This window comes from Pantoea sp. SOD02 (assembly GCF_024707505.1).
Lineage (GTDB): Bacteria > Pseudomonadota > Gammaproteobacteria > Enterobacterales > Enterobacteriaceae > Pantoea > Pantoea symbiotica.
On record NZ_CP102604.1, the window covers coordinates 1 to 23,298 of the forward strand.

Here is a 23,298-nt window from a genome sequence, read left to right on the forward strand (position 1 = left end):
GTGTCACTTACGCTTTGGCAACAGTGTCTTGCCCGTTTGCAGGATGAGCTTCCTGCCACCGAATTCAGCATGTGGATTCGTCCGCTGCAAGCTGAATTGAACGACAATACGCTGACCTTGTATGCACCAAATCGGTTTGTACTCGACTGGGTTAGAGATAAATATCTCAATAGTATCAATGGGCTGCTGAATGAATTCTGCGGTGCAAATGTGCCGTTACTGCGTTTCGAAGTCGGCACGCGTCCTGCCGCACAGGTGACAACCAGCCAACCGGCGATGGCCACTTCCAGTTACAGCGCACCTGCACCGATTGAAAATCGTCCCGCGCCGACGCAAATCCTGCGTCCAAGCTGGGATTCGGTGCCTGCGCCGGCGGATGTCACTTACCGCTCCAATGTGAATAACCGTCATAACTTCGACAACTTCGTTGAAGGTAAATCGAACCAGCTGGCGCGCGCGGCGGCACGTCAGGTGGCGGATAATCCTGGCGGCGCTTATAACCCACTGTTCCTTTATGGCGGCACCGGCCTGGGTAAAACTCACCTGTTGCACGCGGTGGGTAACGGGATTATTGCGCGCAAGCCCAATGCCAAAGTGGTGTACATGCACTCTGAGCGTTTTGTGCAGGACATGGTTAAAGCCTTGCAGAACAACGCTATCGAAGAGTTTAAGCGTTACTACCGCTCGGTTGATGCGCTGCTGATCGATGACATTCAATTCTTTGCCAATAAAGAGCGCTCGCAGGAAGAGTTCTTCCATACCTTTAACGCGCTGCTGGAAGGCAATCAACAGATCATCCTGACCTCGGATCGCTATCCAAAAGAGATCAACGGCGTAGAAGATCGCCTGAAATCACGTTTTGGCTGGGGATTAACCGTGGCGATCGAGCCGCCTGAGCTGGAGACGCGCGTCGCGATCCTGATGAAGAAAGCCGATGAAAACGATATTCGCCTGCCGGGTGAAGTCGCCTTCTTTATTGCTAAGCGTTTGCGTTCCAACGTTCGTGAGCTGGAAGGCGCGCTGAACCGCGTGATTGCCAACGCGAACTTTACCGGCCGCGCCATTACCATCGATTTCGTGCGCGAAGCGCTGCGCGATCTGCTGGCGCTGCAGGAAAAACTGGTCACCATTGATAATATTCAGAAAACGGTGGCCGAGTATTACAAAATTAAAGTGGCGGATTTGCTGTCGAAACGCCGTTCGCGTTCGGTAGCGCGTCCGCGCCAGATGGCGATGGCGATGGCGAAAGAGCTCACCAACCACAGCTTGCCGGAGATTGGCGATGCGTTTGGTGGCCGCGACCATACCACCGTGCTTCACGCTTGCCGTAAAATCGAGCAACTGCGTGAAGAGAGCCACGACATCAAAGAAGATTTCTCTAACCTCATTCGAACACTATCTTCCTGACGCATATGAAATTTATTGTAGAACGTGAGCAGTTACTGAAGCCACTGCAACAGGTTAGCGGTCCACTTGGCGGACGCCCGACGCTGCCGATCCTGGGAAATTTACTGCTGCAGGTTAGCGAAGGCTCGCTGCGCTTGACCGGTACCGATCTGGAAATGGAAATGGTAGCCCGTGTTGCGCTGACGCAGCCACACGAGCCGGGCGCGACCACGGTTCCCGCGCGTAAATTCCTCGATATTTGCCGCGGTTTGCCGGAAGGCGCTGAGATCAGCCTGACGCTGGAAGGCGACAGAATGCTGGTGCGCTCTGGCCGCAGCCGTTTCTCGCTGTCAACGTTGCCCGCCAGCGACTTCCCGAATCTTGATGACTGGCAGAGTGAGGTGGAATTTACCTTGCCACAGGCGACGCTGAAACGTCTGATTGAAGCCACGCAGTTCTCAATGGCGCATCAGGATGTGCGTTATTACCTCAACGGTATGTTGTTCGAAACCGAAGGCGAAGAGCTGCGTACCGTCGCCACCGATGGTCACCGCCTTGCGGTGTGCTCAATGCCGATTGGTCAGGCGCTGCCGAACCATTCGGTGATCGTGCCGCGTAAAGGTGTGATTGAGCTGATGCGCTTGCTCGACGGTGGTGAAACGCCGCTGCAGGTGCAAATCGGTAGCAGCAACATCCGCGCACACGTGGGCGACTTCATCTTTACGTCGAAGCTTGTTGATGGCCGTTTCCCGGATTATCGCCGCGTATTGCCGAAGAACCCCGATAAAGCGCTAGAAGCTGGTTGTGATATTTTGAAGCAGGCATTTGCGCGTGCGGCGATTCTCTCGAATGAGAAGTTCCGCGGCGTTCGCATCTATATCACGGAAAATCAGCTCAAGATCACGGCGAATAATCCGGAGCAGGAAGAAGCAGAAGAGATGCTGGATGTCTCTTACAACGGCACCGATCTGGAGATCGGTTTCAACGTCAGCTATGTGCTGGATGTGTTGAATGCGCTGAAGTGCGAGAACGTACGTTTGCTGCTGACCGATGGCGTTTCAAGCGTGCAGATTGAAGATGTTGCCAGTCCGGCTGCAGCCTACGTCGTCATGCCAATGCGTTTATAAATATCGGCCTGGCTTACTTGCCATTCTGGTCCCGGGCAGTGCTCGCCCTTGGTCACATACTTCAGTATGCTCCCAAGTTCTGCGCGCTGGCCGTAACCAGACTGGCTGCGCCGCCGACGGCCTGGATCTCAAATGTTAGGTAAAATCCCCCTCTCGCTGGATTCGTTATGGCTTTAACCCGCCTCCTGATTAAAGATTTTCGCAACATCGAGCAGGCCGATCTGGCTTTGGCGCCGGGCTTTAATTTCCTGGTCGGTGCCAACGGCAGCGGCAAAACCAGCGTGCTGGAGGCGATTTACACGCTGGGACACGGTCGCGCGTTTCGCAGTTTGCAAGCTGGCCGCGTGATTCGTCACGATCAGGACGCCTTTGTGCTGCACGGTCGCATCGAAGGCAGCGAACGAGAATTGTCGGTCGGTTTGACCAAGAATCGTGCTGGCGACAGCAAAGTGCGAATTGATGGCAGCGATGGCCACAAAGTGGCGGAGCTGGCGCAGCTGCTGCCGATGCAGCTGATTACGCCGGAAGGATTTACCCTGCTCAATGGCGGTCCAAAATACCGTCGTGCCTACATCGATTGGGGCTGTTTTCACGCCTCGCCCGGTTTTTTCCATGCCTGGAGCAATTTGCGTCGTCTGCTAAAACAACGCAATGCGGCGCTGCGTCAGGTTTCGCGCTACAGCCAGATTCGTCCGTGGGATCAGGAACTGGTGCCGCTGGCCGAGCAGATTAGCGCCTGGCGCGCCGAATACAGCGCGGCGATTTCCCGCGAGATCATCGCCACCTGCGGCCAGTTTTTACCGGAGTTTGAGTTGGCGTTCTCTTTCCAGCGCGGCTGGGATAAAGAGAGCGACTACGCCGAACTGCTGGAACGCAATTTCGAGCGCGACCGCGCGCTCACCTACACCGCCAGCGGCCCGCATAAAGCCGATTTTCGTATTCGTGCCGAAGGTACGCCGGTGGAAGATTTACTCTCACGCGGCCAGTTAAAACTGCTGATGTGTGCGCTGCGCTTAGCGCAGGGCGAATACCTGACGCGCAGCAGCGGACGACGCTGTTTGTATTTGATTGATGACTTTGCCTCAGAGCTGGATGACACCCGTCGTCGGCTGTTAGCTGAACGCCTAAAAGCCACGCAGGCTCAAGTATTTGTCAGCGCCATTGGTGTCGAGCATGTAATCGACATGAGTGATGAAAAGGGCAAGATGTTCCGCGTGGAACAGGGTAAAATAGTGGTTCAACCTGAAGATTAAATGAGCGAGAAACGTTGATGTCGAATTCTTATGACTCCTCAAGTATCAAAGTCCTGAAAGGGCTTGATGCGGTACGCAAACGCCCGGGCATGTACATCGGCGATACGGATGACGGCACCGGTCTGCATCACATGGTATTCGAAGTCGTGGATAACGCAATCGACGAAGCGCTCGCCGGTCACTGTAGTGACATTACCGTTACTATTCATGCAGATAACTCTGTTTCAGTGCAAGATGATGGCCGTGGTATTCCTACCGGCATTCACCCGGAAGAGGGCGTCTCTGCTGCTGAAGTGATCATGACCGTCCTGCACGCCGGCGGTAAATTTGATGATAACTCGTATAAAGTTTCCGGTGGTCTGCACGGCGTTGGCGTTTCAGTCGTAAATGCCCTGTCGCAGAAGCTGGAGCTGACCATTCGCCGTGAAGGCAAAGTGCATCAGCAGGTTTATCAGCATGGCGTGCCGCAGGCACCGCTGGCAGTATCGGGTGATACCGATGCAACCGGTACTCGCGTGCGCTTCTGGCCGAGCTACGAAACCTTCACCAACGTGATTGAGTTTGAGTACGAAATCCTGGCGAAACGCCTGCGTGAACTGTCGTTCCTGAACTCTGGCGTCTCAATTCGTCTGGAAGACAAGCGCGACGGCAAGAACGATCACTTCCACTACGAAGGTGGCATCAAGGCGTTTGTTGAGTATCTCAACAAGAACAAAACCCCAATTCATCCAACGGTGTTCTACTTCTCGACTGAGAAAGATGGCATCGGCGTGGAAGTGGCGCTGCAGTGGAACGATGGTTTCCAGGAAAACATCTACTGCTTCACCAACAACATTCCACAGCGCGACGGCGGTACGCATCTGGCCGGCTTCCGTGCGGCAATGACGCGTACGCTGAACGCCTACATGGACAAAGAAGGCTACAGCAAAAAAGCCAAAGTCAGCGCGACCGGTGACGATGCGCGTGAAGGCCTGATTGCTGTAGTTTCCGTGAAAGTGCCGGATCCGAAATTCTCTTCTCAGACCAAAGATAAGCTGGTCTCTTCAGAAGTGAAATCGGCGGTTGAGCAGCAGATGAACGAACTGCTGGCGGAATACCTGCTGGAAAACCCGTCTGACGCGAAAATTGTGGTCGGTAAAATCATCGATGCGGCGCGTGCGCGTGAAGCAGCCCGTCGTGCACGTGAAATGACTCGCCGTAAAGGCGCGCTGGATTTGGCTGGCTTGCCAGGCAAACTGGCCGATTGTCAGGAGCGCGATCCGGCGCTGTCTGAAATCTACCTTGTGGAAGGGGACTCAGCGGGCGGCTCAGCAAAACAGGGCCGTAACCGTAAGAACCAGGCGATTCTGCCGTTGAAAGGTAAAATCCTCAACGTAGAGAAAGCGCGTTTCGACAAGATGCTCGCCTCGCAGGAAGTTGCCACGCTGATCACCGCGCTGGGCTGTGGTATCGGCCGTGATGAATACAATCCGGACAAACTGCGTTATCACAGCATCATCATCATGACCGATGCGGACGTCGACGGCTCGCACATTCGTACGCTGCTGTTGACCTTCTTCTACCGTCAGATGCCAGAAATTGTAGAACGTGGTCACGTCTACATTGCTCAGCCGCCACTGTACAAAGTGAAGAAAGGCAAGCAAGAACAGTACATTAAAGACGATGAAGCGATGGATCAGTATCAGATTTCTATCGCACTCGACGGCGCTACGCTGCACACCAACGCCAGCGCACCGGCATTGGGCGGTCAGCCGCTGGAAACGCTGGTGGCTGATTTCAACGGCACGCAGCGCATGATCAAACGTATGGAGCGCCGTTTCCCTACGGCTCTGCTACGCGGCCTGATCTACCATCCAACCTTAAGCGACCTCAGCAATGAAGCCGACGTGAAGGGCTGGATTGACGGTTTAGTGGCCTATTTAACCGAGCGTGAAGCGCACGGCAGCAGCTATCTGGCCCATGTACGTGCCAACCATGAGCAGAACCTGTTTGAACCGGTGCTGCGTGTGCGTACGCACGGCGTGGATACTGATTATCCGCTGGATAGCGAGTTCATAGATGGACCGGAATACCGCAAAATCTGTGCGCTGGGCGAACAGCTGCGTGGCCTGATCGAAGAAGATGCATATATCGAACGTGGCGAACGTCGTCAGCCGGTCACCAGCTTCGAGCAGGCGATTGAGTGGCTGGTGAAAGAGTCGCGTCGCGGCCTGTCAGTACAGCGTTATAAAGGTTTGGGTGAGATGAACCCAGAGCAGCTGTGGGAAACCACGATGGATCCAGATAGCCGCCGCATGTTGCGTGTGACCATCAAGGATGCGATTGCTGCCGATCAGCTGTTCACCACCTTGATGGGCGATGCGGTAGAACCACGTCGCGCCTTCATTGAAGAGAATGCGCTGAAAGCCGCCAACATCGATATCTAATCGACACGGCAAAACGTAAAAACCCTTCCCTGGTGGAAGGGTTTTTTGTTTTCAGCGCGGAACGGAGAAACGGAAGCAAGCGCCTGATGTTTGATCATCCAAACGGATATCACGCTCATGCAGTTGCAGGATGCGGCGCACCACCATCAACCCCAACCCCCCGCTATTTTTGCGCGTGCTGGCATGCGTTAACGCAGATGGACGTTCAAACAGCGTGGCGCGTAAATTATCAGGAATGCCCGGCCCGGAATCTTTCAGGCTCACTTCTACCTCACGATCGGCGCTGCGTAACGTCACCTCAATGGTGCCCGCTTCCGGCGTATGCTTGATCGCATTATCAAACAGGTTGGTCAGCACGCGATCGATCATCGAAACATCGGCATTCACCTGTGGCAGCTGCTCTGGCATATCCACCACAAAGCGGATATTGCGCGTGCTGGCCATTAACTCAAACTTCTGTACCACATCGTGAGTCAGTTCCGAGAGGCTAAACATCTCTCGATTAGGCTTGATCACGCCATATTCCAGCTGTGCCAGCTCAAAAAGCTGCTGCGCCAGCATGCTAACTTTCTGGCTTTGCGACAGCGCGATGTGCAGATAACGCTGACTCTCGGCCGATTTCAGGCTGTCCGATTTATACAGCAGGGTTTCGAGGTAGCCATGCAAAGTGGTGAGCGGCGTACGCAGGTCGTGCGAGATATTGGCAACAAAATCGCGGCGCAGCTGGTCCTGATAAGCCAGCTTTTCCCACTGAAAAGCGACGCGTCGCGCCATGCCGACAAAGGCACCTTGCAACAAACTCACTTCATCTTTTTCATGAGGTTTTGGCAGCGGGAGATCAGCCAGTTGTTTTATCTCGGTCATGTCTTCACGGTTAAGTTGGCGCACGCGCTGCGTTAACTGACGCATAGGCCGCGTGATCAAACTAAACGCCACCGCGCCCGCCGTCAGGCCAAATAACACCACCAGTAAAGATGACCAGAAAGACGTGCGCATCAGAATATCAATCTGTGCTTCCTGCGCCAGCTGGTGATAATTCTCGCCCTGCAATATCACATACAGATAGCCCACCGTTTGACCATTACGCGCCAGCGGCGCCACGCTAAATACTTTATTTTCCTGGAGATTACGCGGATCATCACCGTATACCGGCGATGTCGCGCCATTCAGTTGCGCCTGTATGGGCTTCAGGCTGACATGGGTGCGTTTGATATGACCTGGCGGCGCCGCATCGGCGAGAATGTTGCCCTGCAAGTCCAGCAAATAGACTTCCACGCTGGGATTGAGCACCATCAAATCGCTAAACAGTGCCTTCATTAGCGGCAAGTTAACGCCTTTTTCACCAATCATATTGGGATTGAGGCTGGCGATGCTACGCGCCAATCCATCGGACAAACGCTGCACCACCGCGCTACCATATTGCGCGTTAATACGAATCTGCATCCAACCTGACAGCAGTGTGCAAAGTAACAGCAAAGAAGCGAAAACCAGCGCCAGGCGTTGGCTGAGTGTCAGGCGTTTCATCATTAAAAACCTAATTGGCAGGCAGCGAGAATTTGTAGCCTTTTCCCCACACCGTAAGGATGTAGTGCGGTTCAGCAGGATTATCTTCAATTTTTAACCGCAAGCGGTTGATGTGTGTATTCACGGTGTGTTCATAACCATCGTGTTGATAGCCCCAAACTTGATTAAGCAGGTTGAGGCGGGAGAACACTTTTCCCGGATGTTTGGCGAAGTGATAGAGCAGATCGAATTCCCGAGGCGTTAAGGTGATCGGCTTACTGTCCAACCAGACTTCACGTGCCACCGGATCAATCATTAATGCGCCCAGCTGTAAGGTGCCGGCCTCCATGCGTGAATTTAAGTTCATCGCTTCCTGACGCCGAAATAGCGCTTTAAGTCGCGCCACCAATTCCAGCACCGAAAAAGGCTTCGGCAGATAATCATCTGCACCCAACTCAAGACCCAACACGCGATGAACTTCACTGGAGCGTGCGCTGATCATAATGATCGGCGTATAGCGCTTCATAGCGCGTGCCCGGCGACAGATTTCCAGACCATCAATACCAGGCAACATCAGATCGAGAATTAAGGCGTCCCAATGCTGAGATTCCAGAAGCATAACGGCGAGATTTCCGTCTGCGGCATGTGTTACATCATAGCCTTCATCCTGAAAGTTTAAGCGCAGAACGTCGGCAATTCCGCTGTCATCTTCGACGATAAGTACTTTTTTTGCGTCAGACATCATCCCTTCCTGCTTCGCTAATTTAATCAATATTACCGCTTAAAACCCCTCAGAGTTTTCACATTTTGTTTAACTCGACGTGAGGCTTTGGTGAACAACAATTGGACACAATAGCATCCAGACATGAGTGATTGAGGTCAGACATGGATGGAAATTATTGCGTCTGCACCGGGGAAAGTGGCTGACGTTATCAAGCCAAATGGAAGGTAAACAGAGAATGAGCTCATGCGTCTATTGAGACATTTCTTGTCATACGGCTCGGCGGAATGACGGCAGAATGCGGCCTGAATTGATTGATGGGACCGGTTAAATGGAGATGCAGATGGATGATAAATCAAAATGTTCAGCCGTGATCCATCCGTGGTGGTTACGCGTTTGTCACTGGATGAATGCCGCGGCCATTGTGATTATGACGCTGAGCGGATGGCGCATTTACAACGCTTCTCCACTCTTTGATTTTCGCTTTCCCGGTGAGATTACTCTCGGCGGTTGGTTGGGTGGTGCGTTGCAATGGCACTTCGCCGCGATGTGGATTTTCGCCGCAAATGGTGTGGTTTATCTGGCGATGAACCTATTTACCGGTCGCTTCGGTAAGAAGTTTCTGCCGCTGAGTTTGCGCGGATTCTTACATGATGCACTCAGCGCGCTGAAAGGCAAATTAGCCCATGCAGATTTACGTCAATACAACAACGTACAGCGCGCCGCTTATCTGTTTGTGATGGTGGTTTGCCTGCTGCTGGTGCTGTCTGGCTTAGTGCTGTGGAAACCGGTGCAGTTTGGACTGTTACGAGACCTGCTGGGCGGTTATGAAGCGGCACGTTACATCCACTTTTATGCTATGTCAGCGCTGGTGGGATTTGTCGCGGTACATATTGTGATGGTGGCGCTGGTACCAAAAACGCTGCTCGCAATGTTGCGCGGACGCTAAGGAGAGCGAAATGAAAAAAATTGATGTTGATCTTTCGCCCAGCGATGCAGATGCCTTGGTCAAAGAGGCGCAGCAGTTACTGGCACGCAAACTGGATTCATCCTCACGTCGCCGCTTTTTACGTCAGGGCTTAACGCTCGGCGGCGTAGTGATGTTAACCGGTTGCGATCTCAGTGATAAACCAGACGTTGATAGCGTGCTGAATAAATTTTCCCGCTTCAACGATCGTGTGCAGAGCTGGCTGTTTAATCCGGCCAATCTGTCACCGGAATACAGCGCCGATCGTATCTCGCAATCTTTTCCGTTTAACGCGTTTTACGGTGAGGAAGATATCCCGCAGATCAATGGCGACCAGTGGCGTCTGGAGATTGCCGGGCTGGTGAATGATAAGCGTAGCTGGTCGCTGCCTGAGCTCTACAACATGCAGCAGGTTGATCAGATAACGCGTCATATCTGCGTGGAAGGGTGGAGTGAAATTGGTCGCTGGGGCGGCGTGCGTTTTGCTGATTTTCTGAAGCTGATTGGCGCCGATACCACAGCCAAATACGTCAGCTTCAAGTGTGCGGATGATTATTACACCAGCATCGATATGGCATCGGCGCTGCATCCACAAACCATCATGGCGCTGAGCTGGGATGGACGAATTCTACCGCCTGAATATGGTTTTCCGATGAAGATCCGTATTCCCACCAAACTGGGATACAAAAATCCGAAGCATATTCAGGTGATAGAAATAACCAATCGTTATACCGGTGGTTACTGGGAAGACGAGGGCTACAACTGGTTCGGCGGAAGCTGATCCCTTAACTCGGTGCCATATTGCGCCAACACCTTTTATAAACCCTAGAAATGTAAGGAAACACCCGATGAAAAACGTAATCGTAGCAACCTTTATCGCTTCAATGATGACCATGTCTGTGGCTTACGCTGCTGATACCATGGGCAAAGACGCCATGAAAAAAGACGAAATGGGCATGAAGAAAGATGCCATGCACAAAGACGCGATGGGCATGAAAAAAGATGCCATGAAGAAAGACGAAATGGGCATGAAGAAAGATGCCATGAAGAAAGACGAAATGGGCATGAAGAAAGATGCCATGAAGAAAGACGAAATGGGCATGAAAAAAGATGCCATGAAGAAAGATGAAATGGGCATGAAAAAAGACGCCATGAGCCACTAAGATCATCCTCTTACTCCATGTATGTCGGGCCATCACTTTCGTGATGGCCTTTTTCTTTACGGGGAAAAAATCTGAAGTCGGGTGCGAAACTGGTCAATGTGAGCTGAATCGCGCTAGCATTGATCAAAACCCTGACTCAACGAGGACGTTATGGCTATAAAACTGGTTGCAATCGATATGGACGGCACGCTGCTCAATCCGCAGCACGAGATCACGCCTGCAGTTAAATCGGCCATTGAGCGCGCACATAAAAAAGGTGTGATGGTGGTGCTCACTACCGGCCGTCCGTTCGTCGGCATTCAGCGCTATCTGATGGAGCTGAATCTGGTTGATGAAGGTCAATATTGCATCAGCTACAACGGTGCGCTGGTGCATCGCGCTAATGATGGCGAGTGCGTCGCGGAAATCACGCTGGGTTTTGATGACTATTTATATATCGAACAGCTGGCGCGCGACCTTGGCGTCCACTTCCAGGCCTTCGACAAATCCTTCCTCTATACGCCGAACAAAGACATTAGCGAATTCACCATCCACGAAGCGAGCCTGACCGGCATTCCAGTGCGCTATCGTGCCGTGGAGGAGATGGATCGCGCCACGCGTTTCCCTAAGCTGATGATGATCGATAAGCCCGATCTGCTGGATTCTGCCATTCAGCGCTTGCCGCAGCAGGCACGCGACAACTACACCATTCTCAAAAGCGCGCCTTACTACCTCGAAATCCTCGATTCCCGCGTGAATAAAGGTCAAGGCGTGAAAATGCTGGCTGAGAAGCTCGGCCTGGCGCGCGAAGAAGTGATGGCAATTGGCGATCAGGAAAATGATCTGGCGATGATTGAGTATGCAGGAACCGGCGTAGCAATGGGCAATGCCATTGATTCGGTGAAGAAAATCGCACAGTTCATTACCAAAACCAATATGGAAGACGGCGTAGCGCACGCCATTGAAGAGCTGGTGCTTTAAACCCTTCTTATTCTCCTCACGCTGTTTTTTGGTCGCCATAAATGGCGACCCTACAAACCTCACCAAGCCATCGTAGGGTCGCCATTCGTGGCGACCTTATTACATCATCGCACAAGCATTGTCTATTTTGTGATCCAGATTGTAGTACAACTTAACTTAATGGTACTACAATCGACGGCGCAGGTCAGGGCGGCCGTTAGGCTTCGCTACGCGAAAGCAGTAATCTGATGCGTAACTGCCTTTCACTGAATGGAACATCATGACGCAAGAACAATTAAGCAAAACAGAGCGCATCATCCTGACGCTGGGTGAAGAAATTGTGGCCGGCAAATTTGTACCGGGCGCGGCGTTACCCGCCGAAGCTGAGCTGTGTGAGCGCTTTGGCACCTCGCGCAATATCATCCGCGAAGTGTTTCGCTCGCTGATGGCGAAACGCCTGATGGAGATGAAGCGCTATCGCGGCGCGTTCGTCACGCCGCGCAATCACTGGAACTATCTCGATAGCGACGTATTGCAGTGGGCGCTGGCGCACGATCAGGACCCGCGTCTGATTGCCGCCATGAACGAAGTACGTGTGCTGGTCGAGCCGCAGATTGCGCGCTGGTCAGCCGAACGCGCCACCTCAAGCGATCTGGCTGCGATTGAACTGGCATACAACGACATGGTTGCTAACCACCTCAATCGTGATGCCTTTAATGAAGCGGATATCCGCTATCACGAAGCGGTGCTGAATTCGGTACACAATCCGGTGTTGCAGCAGCTCAACGTGGCGATCAGCCAGCTGCAAAAAGCGGTGTTCGCGCAAACCTACATGGCGGACGAAGGCAACATGCCGCGCACGCTCGCCGAACACAAAGCGCTGTTCGATGCCATTCGTCATCAGGATGGCGATGCTGCTGAGCAGGCGGCGAAAGCGATGATTGCCAGCTCAACGGCGCGACTCAAGGAGATTATGTGACCAGCTATATCGCGATTGATTGGGGCTCAACCAACCTGCGCGCCTGGCATTATCAAACCGGCGTTTGCATCGATGAGCGTCGTTCGGAAGCCGGCGTCACACGCCTGGGCGATCGTACGCCAGCGGAAGTGTTTGCCAGCATCACTGCCGGTTGGCCAGTCAACGACGTGCCGGTGGTGATGGCGGGCATGGTGGGCAGCAATGCCGGCTGGCTGTCGGTGCCGTATCTCTCCTGTCCGGTGGCGCTGGGCGAAATCGCTGGCCGCCTGACGCGCGTTGAAGATAAAGCGTGGATCGTGCCGGGATTGAGCGTCGAACGTGCTGACAACTACAACGTTATGCGCGGTGAAGAGACGCAGCTGCTCGGCGCGTTAGAACTGCAACCTGCGCCGCTCTACGTGATGCCAGGAACGCACGCCAAATGGGTGCAGATGGAACAGGATCGCGTGCTGGATTTCCGCACCGTGATGACCGGTGAACTGCATCATCTGCTGTTGAAACAGTCGCTGATTGGCGCGGGTTTACCCGAGCAGCAAGCGAACGCGGCAGCTTTCCGCGAAGGCGTGCAAGTCGGCAGCAACGATGCTTCGATTCTCTCGCGCCTGTTTGAAGTCCGCGCTTCTCACGTGCTCGGCGCACGCGATCGCCGCCATATCAGTGACTTTCTTTCAGGCTTGCTGATTGGTCACGAAGTGGCGCTGATGACGCAACAGGCCAACGCCACAAGCCGACCGATCACCATTATTGCCGGTAGCGCGCTGGCGCAACGTTATCAGCAGGCGCTGCAGTTTATCGGCATGGATTCAGTCACGCTGGAAGGCGATCGTGCTTTCCAGCATGGAATAAGGAGTATTGCGAATGTCCTGGCAAACTAAAGTCCCGCTGATCGCCATTCTGCGCGGCATCACGCCGGATGAAGCCGAAGCGCACGTTGGCGCACTGATTGAAGCGGGTTTCGATGCGATTGAAATCCCGCTCAACTCGCCGGAGTGGGCGAAAAGCATCGGCGCGATGGTGAATACCTTCGGCGATAAAGCGCTGATTGGCGCGGGTACGGTGCTGAATCCGGCGCAGGTCGATGAGCTGGCAACGCTGAACAGCAAATTAGTCGTCACGCCGAACACCGATGCCGCCGTAATCCGCCAGGCAGTCGCCAAAGGGATGATTGTTGCCGCCGGTTGCGCCACCGCGACCGAAGCGTTCACCGCCTTACAGGCCGGTGCGCAGGCGCTGAAAATTTTTCCTTCGTCAGCCTTTGGTCCGGGCTACATCAAAGCGCTGAAAGCGGTGCTGCCGCCGGAAGTGCCGGTGTTTGCCGTGGGCGGCGTGACGCCGGAAAACCTGCATGAATTTATGGCCGCAGGCTGCATCGGCGCGGGGCTGGGCAGCGATCTCTATCGCGCCGGCCAACCGCTGTCGCGCACTGTGGAACAGGCTCGCGCATTTATTGCTGCATATAAGGACGCTGTACGATGAAAATTACCAAACTGACCACTTATCGCCTGCCGCCGCGCTGGATGTTCCTGAAAATCGAAACTGACGAAGGCATCGTTGGCTGGGGCGAACCGGTGATTGAAGGCCGTGCGCGCAGCGTAGAAGCGGCGGTGCATGAGCTGTCGGAATACCTGATTGGTCAGGATCCGGCGCGCATCAACGATTTATGGCAGGTGATGTATCGCGGCGGCTTCTATCGCGGCGGCCCGATTCTGATGAGCGCCATCGCCGGTATCGATCAGGCATTGTGGGATATCAAAGGCAAAGCGCTCGGCGTACCGGTATATCAACTGCTTGGCGGTTTAGTGCGTGACAGCATCAAAGCCTACAGCTGGGTGGGCGGCGATCGTCCCGCAGATGTGATTGATGGCATCAAGAAACTGCGCACCATCGGTTTTGATACCTTCAAACTCAACGGCTGCGAAGAGATGGGCATTATCGATAACGCGCGCAAAGTCGATGACGCCGTGAATACCGTGGCGCAGATCCGTGAAGCCTTTGGCAAAGAGATTGAGTTTGGCCTCGATTTCCACGGCCGCGTTAGCGCGCCAATGGCAAAAGTACTGATCAAAGAGCTGGAACCCTATCGCCCGCTGTTTATTGAAGAGCCAGTGCTGGCGGAGCAGGCGGAATATTATCCGCGTCTGGCAGCGCAAACTCACATTCCGATCGCCGCTGGCGAACGCATGTTCTCGCGCTTTGAGTTCAAACGCGTGCTGGAAGCGGGTGGACTGGCGATTCTGCAACCGGATCTGTCACACGCGGGCGGCATCACCGAGTGCTACAAAATTGCTGCGATGGCCGAATCTTACGATGTGGCGCTGGCTCCACACTGTCCGCTGGGCCCAATCGCGCTGGCCGCGTGCCTGCACGTTGACTTCGTCTCACGCAATGCGGTGTTCCAGGAGCAGAGCATGGGGATTCACTATAATCAGGGCGCCGAACTGCTCGATTACGTGATCAATAAAGACGATTTTAAAATGGATGACGGTCATTTCTATCCGTTAAATAAACCGGGCCTCGGCGTGGAAATTAACGAAGAGCTGGTGATCGAACGCAGTAAAAATGCCCCTGACTGGAGAAACCCACTTTGGAGATTCCCCGATGGTTCTGTCGCCGAATGGTAATTAACACGCACTAAAAATAGTCATTTGAAAATATCTATATGCCGGTGAAATAGGGCATAGGGCTTCGCTCAGCCTGTTTCCCGGCACAGCTTATTTACCGCTGACGCGGTTTTACCTTTGATATCGCTACCCTACATTTGCCGGGGCGTGCTCTGTCGCGCCTAAACGGCAAAAACGATTACGGAGAAACACCATGGATCTCTCTGCTGTTCAGGCCAAACCGACGCGCCGTCGTTATATCACGCTGCTGATGATATTTATTACGGTGGTCATTTCTTATGTCGATCGCGCTAATTTAGCCGTCGCTTCCGCGCATATCCAGGAAGAGTTCGGTATTACCAAAGCGCAAATGGGTTATGTATTTTCCGCCTTTGCCTGGTTATATACGCTGTGCCAAATTCCCGGCGGCTGGTTCCTCGATCGCGTGGGTTCACGCTTAACCTATTTTATTGCCATCTTTGGCTGGTCGGTTGCGACCTTATTACAGGGTTTCGCCAGCGGATTATTATCGTTAATTGGTCTGCGTGCGATTACCGGCATATTTGAAGCGCCGGCTTTCCCTACCAATAATCGCCTGGTAACCAGCTGGTTCCCCGAGCAGGAGCGCGCTTCCGCCGTCGGCTTCTACACGTCCGGTCAGTTTGTCGGCCTGGCGTTCCTCACGCCATTGCTGATCTGGATTCAGGAACTGCTGAGCTGGCATTGGGTGTTCATTATTACCGGCGGCATTGGCATCATCTGGTCGTTTATCTGGATCAAGTTCTATCAGGCGCCGAGCCAGAGCAAAGGCATTAATAAAGCCGAGCTGGAATACATCCGTGAAGGCGGCGCGATGGTGGATGGCGATGCGCCGAGCGAAAAGAAAACCCGCACCAAACTCACCGCCGCCGACTGGAAACTGGTGTTCCACCGCAAGCTGTGCGGCGTCTATCTCGGTCAGTTCGCCGTGACATCCACGCTGTGGTTCTTCCTGACCTGGTTCCCGAACTATCTGACGCAGGAAAAACACATCGCGGCGCTCACCGCGGGCTTTATGACTACCGTGCCATTCCTCGCGGCATTCTTTGGTGTGATTCTGTCAGGCATCGTCGCCGATCGTCTGGTGCGCAGCGGCCGTTCGCTGGGTTTTGCGCGCAAAACGCCAATCATCTGCGGTCTGCTGATCTCCACCTGCATCATGGGCGCGAACTACACCAATGACCCCATCTGGATTATGACGCTGATGGCGATTGCCTTCTTCGGCAACGGTTTCGCCTCAATTACCTGGTCGCTGGTCTCCTCGTTGGCACCGGTGCGGCTGATTGGTTTGACCGGCGGCATGTTCAACTTTGTTGGCGGCCTGGGCGGCATCACCGTACCGCTGGTGGTGGGCTATCTGGCGCAGGATTACGGCTTTGCGCCGGCGCTGGTGTATATCTCGGCGGTGGCGCTGATCGGTGCACTGTCTTACATCCTGTTAGTCGGTGATGTAAAACGCGTAGGTTAATACATCCCGTAGGGTCGCCATTCATGGCGACCTTGCCAATAACCGCACTGTAACCGCAACCCGGTTTATTCGCATCGCCCCCCTAAATCACGTAATTTATCCGGCAACTGTTAGATGGAAGGTTGCCTCATGTCAGAACAACAAATCACCTTTGCCGCGCGTCATCATCAACTCACCAACATCAACGTCTGGACCGGCGACAGCCAGTGGCTGGCATTTGATGTGCGACCTTCCGGCGCCTCTTTTACCAGCCTGACTATCGAGCGCGTCAACGTGGCGAGCGGTGCTGTTGAGGTGCTGTATCAGGCGCGCGATGGCGCACACGTTGGCGTGGTCACCGTCAGTCCGGATCTGCCATCGCGTTACGTCTGCATTCATGGCCCGGAACATCCGGATGCGCACTGGCGCTACGATTTTCATCACCGACGTGGCGTGATCGTGCAGCAAGGTATCGCTGAGAACCTCGACGCCTGCGATATCACCGCGCCTTACACGCCCGGCGCGCTGCGCGGTGGCTCGCATGTCCACGTCTTCAGCCCGGACGGTTCGCGCCTGAGTTTTACCTACAACGATCATGTGATGCATGAAAAAGATGCCGGCGATGACCTGCGCAACGTCGGCGTGGCCGTGCCGCTTCATCCGGTGTGTCCGCCCAAACAGCATCCGCGTGAATATGAGGGCAGCCATTATTGCGTGTTGGTCAGCCAGACGCAGCGCGATCCACAGCCGGGCAGCGACCAGATCGACCGCGCCTATGAAGAGTGCTGGATCGGGAATCAAGGCTATCAGAAAGCGGATGGCAGCTGGCAGCGCTGGGCCATCGCCTTTATCGGCGATACGCGTGCGGCTAACGGCGACAAAGTGCCGGAAGTGTTCGTGGTGGATCTGCCCGCCGCGTTAGCCGATTACGCCAAAGCTGGCGCATCGCCCTTGCAGGGCACGGCGGATAAATTGCCTGCGCCGCCAGCTGGCGTGCAGCAGCGCCGCATCACGCACACCAACGGCCTGGCACTGCAGCCGCGTCACTGGCTGCGCGCCTCAGCGGATGGCAGCGCCATCGCCTTTTTGCTGGCGGACGATCAGGGCGTGATTCAGCTGTGGACGGTTTCACCCAATGGCGGTCAGCCGCGTCAGGTGACGCAGTTAGCGAGCAGCATTCAGTCGGCGTTTAGCTGGCATCCACAAGGCGGCGCGATAAGTTTTATCTGTGATAACAGTGTGATGCGCTGTGAGATGGCGACGGGGAAATGTACGCGCTTAACGCCACGTAGCGATCAGGCGCCATCCGGTGATGCGGTGGTTTGGTCACCGGATGGGGAAAAGATCGCTTATATGCGGGAAGTAGACGGCTGGAGGCAGCTGTTTTGCGTTAGTGCGGCTGCGCGGGCATAGCAGCTGCAGTCGCCAGGCTGGATTGCGTGCCAGCCATTTTCTCGCTCTGCATCACGCGCTCGTGGATGGAATCCTTACTTTTATCGTCGTCAGAACGGAAATAATCCCATGGCAGCAGCACGGTATCCATCACCGCTGAGAACGGGAGATCGATCAGCGCCAGCGGCTTGATCGCCCAGCTGGTGTTGTCGTCGGCGATCATCTCTGCGCTGGCGCGCGTGCCGGGATAGTAGCCCTGACTGGCGCCGGTGTGAGACATAACGCTGGAGCAGCCTGAGGTAACGAAGGTACTGCAAATCAGCACAGCTGTGAGCGGAAAGCGTTTCATCATATTCATCATCATCATCCCTTCAGTCATGGCATGGCCCTGGCTGGAGTGTGTCACCTGACGTTAAGCAAAGCTCTATGGCCGCGTCTTGATTCTCAGGCGAATCGTCCCCTGAGTGTATGTCATATCGTCAGAATTGCTGTAAAAAAATACGCATCAGCCCTTGAAAGCGACCAGGCTGCACCCACTTTTAAGGAACGGTCTTGTTGCTGTTGCCGGAAGGGACAACAACGGACTGCACAACCTGTCCATGGTGGAAGGTTGCCTAAACTTGCTGAATATCAGGAGTCTTATTATGCGTAATTTTGATCTCTCTCCACTTTATCGTTCTGCCATTGGTTTTGATCGCCTGTTTAATCTGCTTGAGTCCAATCAAAACCAGGCCAATGGTGGCTATCCTCCGTATAACGTTGAGCTGGTGGATGAGAATTTTTACCGTATCACCATTGCCGTGGCGGGCTTTGCCCAGAGCGAGTTAGATATCACCTCGCATGACAACGTGCTGGTGGTGCGCGGCGCGCATCCTGAAGAGCAGCCGGAGCGTAAATACCTGTATCAGGGCATCGCCGAGCGCAACTTCGAGCGCAAATTCCAGCTGGCTGATCACATCACCGTGCGCGATGCGCGTCTGGAAAATGGTCTGCTGAGCATCGATTTAGTACGCATCGTCCCGGAAGAGGCGAAACCGCGTCGTATCGAAATCCTGTAATCAGGATCTGAGTTGAAAAAAAACGCCGCTGAAAAGCGGCGTTTTTGTTTAGGTGCGCACCAATAATCGCTGACTGACCATGCCGCCAAACACATTCACCAGCAGGCCAAGGATGATCACTGAAACCCCAATCATCTGTTGAATCGATAAGGTTTCACCAAGAATCAGCGCCGCGCTGAGAATTCCCACCACCGGCACCAGCAGCGACAGCGGAGCTACGCGCCAGGTTTCATAGCGACTCAGCAGGTTGCCCCAAATCGCATAGCCGACAATGGTGGCGATAAAGGCGAGATAGATCAGCGCCAACACCGTTTGCAGCGAGATGTGCAGCAGGCTGGTCACAATCGCCGCTTCGCCATCGAACAGCCACGAGCAGGCAAAAAACGGCACTATCGGCACCAGCGCACTCCACACCACCAGCGACATCACCGGCACTTTGTGGTTACGCAAAATGATTTTGTTGGTGATATTGCCGAGCCCCCATGACAGCGCCGCAGCCAGCGTCAGCATCATGGTGGTGAGCGTAATGCCCGCCGTGGTTTGGCCTGCCATGCCTGCGGTCGCCAGCATAAACATGCCGAGCGTCGCCACTAAAATGCCGGCGATGTGATTCCAGCGCAGCTTCTCCGCCAGGAACAGCGCACCGAGCAGCAAGGTGAAAAAGGCCTGCGCCTGCAGCACCAGCGACGCCAATCCTGCCGGCATGCCCAGTTTGATGGCAAGGAACAGAAAGGCGAACTGACCAAAGCTGATGGTCATGCCATAAACGATCAGCCAGCGCAGCGGAATCGCCGGACGTTTCACAAACAAGATCGCCGGAAATGCCACCAGGCTAAAACGCAATCCCGCCAGCAAGAAGGGCGGCATGTCCTGCAGGCCCAGCTTAATCACCACAAAATTCACGCCCCACGCCACCACAACCAGCAGGGCCAACAACATATCTTTAACTGACATACAAAGTCCTTACTGCCGCAATCAGGCGGTTGCCGTCACCGGTGTCGCGATTTCGGCACAACATTCTTCACCGACAATCTTAAAGAAATCAGATACCTGTAAAGCAATGGAGCGATCCAGTGCGCCCGCGTTGAACCACAGCGTGCCGACGTCGCGCAGGCGCGCATCGACGCGCAGCGCCAGCCGGTCATCAAAACTAAACGGCGGCACCGCGCCCATCACGCACTGGGTTAATTCCTGCGCTTTCTCTGGCGGCGCAAAGCTCGACTTCTTGCCGCCAATGGCGCGTGCGGCGCTCTTGAAGTTGATCTTGCAGTCGCCCGGCACAATCGCCAGCAGATAGCGCGCATCCGCGCCATCCGGCATCGTCACTTCCAGCACCATCGCTTTGGCCGCCTGATTGAGATCGTTACCGCGAATCTCGCTAATCAGGTCGGTCTGGCCGATGGCTTCATGCTCCACCACGCGATAACGCGCCTGATGCTGATCTAGCAGGGCCGCTACTTTTTCATAGGTATTCATGCTCGTCTCCTCGTCGAAAACCTGGCGTTAACTCCAGGCGATGGCGTGTTTCATTTTTTTGTCGGTCAGGCCAAAGAAGAAGCCCATGGTGATGCGCGTGTCGCCTTCCACGCGATCAATTTCGTGATAAAACGCAGGGTTAAACAGATAGATATCGCCACTGCGCGGTGAGAACTCGCACACCTCGCTGTGTTCGATGACGCCGGTTTGATAACCGAGCTCGCCCGGCGTTTTGTAGTACTCATCCACCGGCTGCCACTTCTTATTGAAGATGCGCAGCTCGCCGCCGGCGTTGCACTCCTGCAAACAGACCACGCAGCTGAGTTGATGCAGGATGTGGGTCACCGCCAATCCGCTGCCGGCGGCATCGCGCACGATGTTGTCGTTATGCAGGGGATTGGCGACGCCGTTTGCGTGGAAGCGCACAATCGAACCGGCGTAATCGCCCAGTTCAGGTTCGTTAGCGGTTTGCAGGCTTTCCAGGCGCAGCGCGTGCTTAACCCAGTTGTAGATTTGCTCGCGCAGGCAGTGCAGCGACGGCGGCAGCGCGGGCTGAATATCGCGCAGCTCGGTAAAGTAGTTTTCCGGCGCAGCGGTGTGCTTCGCCAGATAAGGGCCAAGCGTGGTCAGCGCGCCGTTCGGATAGTGCGACACCCGCACCTGTTCGCGACACTGCTGCAAATCATCTACCACCGCTGCGCGCACGTCCGGCGTGAGGAAGTTACGTAATACCAGCAGCGGCACGCGCGCGGTGACGATGTCATCCAGCCAGGTGCTTTCCACAAACATGTTCGGATGAATAACGCGGATCTGATTGAAAATCGCCATGTTGATCACTCCCCAATAGGAAATTCATGAAGTTCATGGTTACTCATACGACGCCATTCAGACGCCGTGCCCAGTGCTGAAATTGGTTCAGAAGAGATGAAAGTGGTGTTGTTGTTCTGTAAGCGGTGCAGCGTGAAATAGTTGGGATAGGGCGTATCGTCGGGATGCCATTGCCACGCCCAGGCTTTATCGCGGGTGACAAAAATGGCGTTGGCCGAACTGCCGCCCGGCGCGACCTGCGCCATCTTGTCGCGCAGATAATCGCGGGTGAAATCGGCGGGCGTGGCGCGATCCACTACATATTCCAGATACTCAGCGGAATCAAAACGCGACTCCGCCATGCCCAATTGCTGATAGACGGTGGGCAAAAAACCGTTATGCATCATGTACCACTGCGTTGCGCCGCTGGTGCGCCACAGCGGATGGGAAAATTCGATACCGTGATTTTTGCTCAGCGTGGCGTGGCGTACATGCACCGCCAGAAAGCGGCCGCGCAGGCGATCAACATCAATGGTCGGCAACGCATCGGCGAAGGTGCCGGTGCCGTGCAGCGTGCGAATGTGCCCTTGTTCCAGCCATAAACAGCCCCAACCGTTGGGATGCTGTTTAATCGGACCTTCGTGCGTGGCGGTCTCGCCGCAGCTCATGGCACGCGCGGCGTCCAGCACTGCAGCGGCATCAAATTGGCCGTGCGCCGCAATCATTCTGCACATAGTAAATCTCTCCGTGTGGTGAGCGATGAGACCTCAAGAATCTGATGGAACACCGCCAGAATTTCGTCGCGGCTGGTTGCGGCGAGGCGGAAGGTGGCGAGAATGCCGGCGTGGCGGGTTAAATCGGCATACAGCGAAGAGCGCGGCGAAACCGCCAGCGCGGGCAGATTGAGCGGTGGCAACAGCTGACCGCGTTGATGCTGTTCGATCCAGCGTTCAGCCGCGTCATATTGCAAGCGCTGACGCAAACGCACGCGGCCCACCGCCTGCGGCTGCGGCGGGAAATGCAGCGGCGGCATGCCGTGACCGGCTTCGATGTGAAACGCCACTTCTGCCCAGTTGATGCCGGTGACTTCCTGCACCAGATTCACCACGCCCATGCCGGAAAGGCGGAAGCCCATTTCGAGGAAGTGCGGTTCGCCGTTGACCAAAATAAAGTCGATATGAAACGCGCCCTGGCGATAGCCGAAGGTTTCGCAGCAGAAGCTCATCAGGCTGGTAAAGCTGGCGGGCAGCTGTTGCGCCGCGACCGCCACATGGCCGGATTCGTAAAAACTGACGCAGCCATCGGCATCGCTATGGTGTTCGATCACCTTTTGGCAGCAGGTCAGCGCCACGGCGTGGCCGTCCGCCACCACGCCTTGCAGCGAATACTCATCGCCCGCCAGCCAGCTCTCAACGATAAATCCGCTGAAGCCGCGCCCGCCGTAATTCATGGTATCGACCAGCTTGCCGATCACCGCATCGAGCTGGCTGGCCTCTTTCACCAGCCAGATGCCAAGGCCGCCGCCGCCATCAACCGGCTTGATCACGCAGGGATAGAGCAGCGCTTCACGCGCATCGCGGATGCTGAGCGGCGAGGCAAAAAAGCGAAACTCCGGTTGCGGAAAGCGCTGCCAGGCTTTACGCAACGCCATGCGCTGCGCGTACTTATCTGGCGGAATAAAGCTCACACCGGCGTCGGGCCCAGCCAGCAGTTCGCGCACGCGGCCGGCGCTGGCGTTGTAGGCTTCAAAGCCGGCCAGCACCACGTGAGGATGCTCCATCAACCCGGCATGCAAACAGGCTTGCAGCACATCCCACGGATTTTCCGGGCGATCGAGCCGCACAATCAGATCGAACGGCAACGGGATGCTCAGCGATTGGTAATCGACGAAGTCGCCCATCTCCGCCAGCACGGTAAAGTAGCCCTCGCGTTTGGCCACCGCGCAGTAAGGATTTTGTCCGTCGCGGGTGGCGCCAATCTGCAGGAAAATCTTTCTCATCGCGTTGCCTTACCGG

General features: G+C 55.0%; 23 protein-coding genes. 15 read left to right on the forward strand and 8 right to left on the reverse strand.

The window, feature by feature from the left end:
• From dnaA to gyrB, 4 genes are all read left to right on the forward strand, one after another.
• A complete protein-coding gene (gene dnaA / locus NR302_RS00005) occupies positions 1-1,407 on the forward strand; it encodes a chromosomal replication initiator protein DnaA (RefSeq protein WP_008105301.1) in 1,407 nt (468 codons plus the stop codon).
• A 5-nt stretch (positions 1,408-1,412) separates the two neighbouring features.
• The gene (gene dnaN, locus NR302_RS00010) at positions 1,413-2,513 is read left to right on the forward strand and encodes a DNA polymerase III subunit beta (protein ID WP_008105300.1); all 1,101 of its coding nucleotides are present in this window, start codon (positions 1,413-1,415) and stop codon (positions 2,511-2,513) included.
• Between the two features lie 167 nt (positions 2,514-2,680).
• Positions 2,681-3,766 (forward strand): DNA replication/repair protein RecF, encoded by a 1,086-nt coding sequence (gene recF, locus NR302_RS00015; protein WP_061719989.1) that lies wholly within the window; start codon positions 2,681-2,683, stop codon positions 3,764-3,766.
• Positions 3,767-3,783: 17 nt separating this feature from the next.
• Entirely contained in the window at positions 3,784-6,192 is a 2,409-nt protein-coding gene (gene gyrB, locus NR302_RS00020; protein ID WP_008105298.1) for a DNA topoisomerase (ATP-hydrolyzing) subunit B, read from the forward strand.
• Between the two features lie 51 nt (positions 6,193-6,243).
• Here the strand turns inward: gyrB and NR302_RS00025 are convergent, their stop codons facing one another.
• Entirely contained in the window at positions 6,244-7,716 is a 1,473-nt protein-coding gene (locus NR302_RS00025) for a HAMP domain-containing sensor histidine kinase (protein ID WP_258145225.1), read from the reverse strand.
• A 10-nt stretch (positions 7,717-7,726) separates the two neighbouring features.
• Positions 7,727-8,437, reverse strand: a complete 711-nt coding sequence (locus tag NR302_RS00030) for a response regulator transcription factor (RefSeq protein WP_258145227.1) — start codon at positions 8,435-8,437, stop codon at positions 7,727-7,729.
• A 322-nt stretch (positions 8,438-8,759) separates the two neighbouring features.
• On the opposite strand from NR302_RS00030, the gene NR302_RS00035 reads away from it, so the two are divergent.
• From NR302_RS00035 to NR302_RS00080, 10 genes are all read left to right on the forward strand, one after another.
• Entirely contained in the window at positions 8,760-9,365 is a 606-nt protein-coding gene (locus NR302_RS00035) for a cytochrome b/b6 domain-containing protein (protein WP_258144234.1), read from the forward strand.
• A gap of 10 nt (positions 9,366-9,375) precedes the next feature.
• A complete protein-coding gene (locus NR302_RS00040) occupies positions 9,376-10,164 on the forward strand; it encodes a molybdopterin-dependent oxidoreductase (protein ID WP_258144235.1) in 789 nt (262 codons plus the stop codon).
• A gap of 67 nt (positions 10,165-10,231) precedes the next feature.
• Positions 10,232-10,546, forward strand: a complete 315-nt coding sequence (locus NR302_RS00045; RefSeq protein ID WP_154156950.1) for a hypothetical protein — start codon at positions 10,232-10,234, stop codon at positions 10,544-10,546.
• Positions 10,547-10,696: 150 nt separating this feature from the next.
• Positions 10,697-11,506, forward strand: coding sequence for a sugar-phosphatase (yidA, locus tag NR302_RS00050; protein WP_258144236.1), 810 nt, complete (start codon positions 10,697-10,699; stop codon positions 11,504-11,506).
• 259 nt (positions 11,507-11,765) lie between these two features.
• On the forward strand, positions 11,766-12,464 hold the full coding sequence (locus NR302_RS00055; RefSeq protein WP_101763893.1) for a FadR/GntR family transcriptional regulator: 699 nt from the start codon (positions 11,766-11,768) through the stop codon (positions 12,462-12,464).
• On the forward strand, positions 12,461-13,339 hold the full coding sequence (locus tag NR302_RS00060) for a 2-dehydro-3-deoxygalactonokinase (RefSeq protein ID WP_258144237.1): 879 nt from the start codon (positions 12,461-12,463) through the stop codon (positions 13,337-13,339). The genes NR302_RS00055 and NR302_RS00060 overlap by 4 nt, the downstream gene beginning before the upstream one ends.
• Positions 13,323-13,940, forward strand: a complete 618-nt coding sequence (locus NR302_RS00065; protein WP_258144238.1) for a 2-dehydro-3-deoxy-6-phosphogalactonate aldolase — start codon at positions 13,323-13,325, stop codon at positions 13,938-13,940. Before NR302_RS00060 ends, NR302_RS00065 begins: the two co-directional genes overlap by 17 nt.
• Positions 13,937-15,085, forward strand: coding sequence for a galactonate dehydratase (gene dgoD, locus NR302_RS00070; protein ID WP_007893527.1), 1,149 nt, complete (start codon positions 13,937-13,939; stop codon positions 15,083-15,085). The genes NR302_RS00065 and dgoD overlap by 4 nt, the downstream gene beginning before the upstream one ends.
• Before the next feature lie 193 nt (positions 15,086-15,278).
• Positions 15,279-16,571 (forward strand): MFS transporter, encoded by a 1,293-nt coding sequence (locus NR302_RS00075; RefSeq protein WP_258144239.1) that lies wholly within the window; start codon positions 15,279-15,281, stop codon positions 16,569-16,571.
• 129 nt (positions 16,572-16,700) lie between these two features.
• The gene (locus NR302_RS00080) at positions 16,701-17,963 is read left to right on the forward strand and encodes a DUF3748 domain-containing protein (RefSeq protein WP_258144240.1); all 1,263 of its coding nucleotides are present in this window, start codon (positions 16,701-16,703) and stop codon (positions 17,961-17,963) included.
• Here NR302_RS00080 and NR302_RS00085 read toward each other — a convergent pair.
• Positions 17,941-18,300: a YceK/YidQ family lipoprotein gene (locus NR302_RS00085; RefSeq protein ID WP_308713954.1), complete on the reverse strand. Its 360-nt coding sequence runs from the start codon at positions 18,298-18,300 to the stop codon at positions 17,941-17,943. The genes NR302_RS00080 and NR302_RS00085 overlap by 23 nt on opposite strands.
• 286 nt (positions 18,301-18,586) lie before the next feature.
• Here NR302_RS00085 and ibpA point away from each other — a divergent pair, with 286 nt between their 5' ends.
• The gene (ibpA, locus tag NR302_RS00090) at positions 18,587-19,000 is read left to right on the forward strand and encodes a small heat shock chaperone IbpA (protein ID WP_008105285.1); all 414 of its coding nucleotides are present in this window, start codon (positions 18,587-18,589) and stop codon (positions 18,998-19,000) included.
• Positions 19,001-19,048: 48 nt separating this feature from the next.
• On the opposite strand, the gene NR302_RS00095 is transcribed toward ibpA, so the two are convergent.
• From NR302_RS00095 to NR302_RS00115, 5 genes are read right to left on the reverse strand one after another with little or no spacing between them, the layout of a single operon-like run.
• Entirely contained in the window at positions 19,049-19,954 is a 906-nt protein-coding gene (locus NR302_RS00095) for an EamA family transporter (RefSeq protein ID WP_258144242.1), read from the reverse strand.
• A gap of 21 nt (positions 19,955-19,975) precedes the next feature.
• Positions 19,976-20,476, reverse strand: a complete 501-nt coding sequence (locus NR302_RS00100) for a YbaK/EbsC family protein (RefSeq protein WP_258144243.1) — start codon at positions 20,474-20,476, stop codon at positions 19,976-19,978.
• Between the two features lie 27 nt (positions 20,477-20,503).
• Positions 20,504-21,304: a 2OG-Fe(II) oxygenase gene (locus NR302_RS00105; RefSeq protein ID WP_258144244.1), complete on the reverse strand. Its 801-nt coding sequence runs from the start codon at positions 21,302-21,304 to the stop codon at positions 20,504-20,506.
• 5 nt (positions 21,305-21,309) lie between these two features.
• Positions 21,310-22,017: a class II glutamine amidotransferase gene (locus NR302_RS00110; protein ID WP_258144245.1), complete on the reverse strand. Its 708-nt coding sequence runs from the start codon at positions 22,015-22,017 to the stop codon at positions 21,310-21,312.
• Complete coding sequence (locus tag NR302_RS00115; RefSeq protein ID WP_258144246.1) at positions 22,005-23,282, reverse strand: acetyl-CoA carboxylase biotin carboxylase subunit family protein; 1,278 nt, start codon at positions 23,280-23,282, stop codon at positions 22,005-22,007. The genes NR302_RS00110 and NR302_RS00115 overlap by 13 nt, the downstream gene beginning before the upstream one ends.
• Positions 23,283-23,298: the final 16 nt, after the last annotated feature.

Coding starts and splice junctions, on each gene's coding strand:
- NR302_RS00110 (WP_258144245.1), bottom strand. CDS start 22,017: ATGTGCAGAATGATTGCGGCGCACGGCCAATTTGATGCCGCTGCAGTG.
- NR302_RS00025 (WP_258145225.1), bottom strand. CDS start 7,716: ATGAAACGCCTGACACTCAGCCAACGCCTGGCGCTGGTTTTCGCTTCT.
- NR302_RS00045 (WP_154156950.1), top strand. CDS start 10,232: ATGAAAAACGTAATCGTAGCAACCTTTATCGCTTCAATGATGACCATG.
- NR302_RS00040 (WP_258144235.1), top strand. CDS start 9,376: ATGAAAAAAATTGATGTTGATCTTTCGCCCAGCGATGCAGATGCCTTG.
- NR302_RS00100 (WP_258144243.1), bottom strand. CDS start 20,476: ATGAATACCTATGAAAAAGTAGCGGCCCTGCTAGATCAGCATCAGGCG.
- recF (WP_061719989.1), top strand. CDS start 2,681: ATGGCTTTAACCCGCCTCCTGATTAAAGATTTTCGCAACATCGAGCAG.
- NR302_RS00115 (WP_258144246.1), bottom strand. CDS start 23,282: ATGAGAAAGATTTTCCTGCAGATTGGCGCCACCCGCGACGGACAAAAT.
- NR302_RS00095 (WP_258144242.1), bottom strand. CDS start 19,954: ATGTCAGTTAAAGATATGTTGTTGGCCCTGCTGGTTGTGGTGGCGTGG.
- NR302_RS00080 (WP_258144240.1), top strand. CDS start 16,701: ATGTCAGAACAACAAATCACCTTTGCCGCGCGTCATCATCAACTCACC.
- yidA (WP_258144236.1), top strand. CDS start 10,697: ATGGCTATAAAACTGGTTGCAATCGATATGGACGGCACGCTGCTCAAT.
- dgoD (WP_007893527.1), top strand. CDS start 13,937: ATGAAAATTACCAAACTGACCACTTATCGCCTGCCGCCGCGCTGGATG.
- NR302_RS00030 (WP_258145227.1), bottom strand. CDS start 8,437: ATGTCTGACGCAAAAAAAGTACTTATCGTCGAAGATGACAGCGGAATT.
- NR302_RS00035 (WP_258144234.1), top strand. CDS start 8,760: ATGGATGATAAATCAAAATGTTCAGCCGTGATCCATCCGTGGTGGTTA.
- ibpA (WP_008105285.1), top strand. CDS start 18,587: ATGCGTAATTTTGATCTCTCTCCACTTTATCGTTCTGCCATTGGTTTT.
- NR302_RS00065 (WP_258144238.1), top strand. CDS start 13,323: ATGTCCTGGCAAACTAAAGTCCCGCTGATCGCCATTCTGCGCGGCATC.
- gyrB (WP_008105298.1), top strand. CDS start 3,784: ATGTCGAATTCTTATGACTCCTCAAGTATCAAAGTCCTGAAAGGGCTT.
- NR302_RS00105 (WP_258144244.1), bottom strand. CDS start 21,304: ATGGCGATTTTCAATCAGATCCGCGTTATTCATCCGAACATGTTTGTG.
- NR302_RS00075 (WP_258144239.1), top strand. CDS start 15,279: ATGGATCTCTCTGCTGTTCAGGCCAAACCGACGCGCCGTCGTTATATC.
- NR302_RS00085 (WP_308713954.1), bottom strand. CDS start 18,300: ATGAATATGATGAAACGCTTTCCGCTCACAGCTGTGCTGATTTGCAGT.
- dnaN (WP_008105300.1), top strand. CDS start 1,413: ATGAAATTTATTGTAGAACGTGAGCAGTTACTGAAGCCACTGCAACAG.
- NR302_RS00055 (WP_101763893.1), top strand. CDS start 11,766: ATGACGCAAGAACAATTAAGCAAAACAGAGCGCATCATCCTGACGCTG.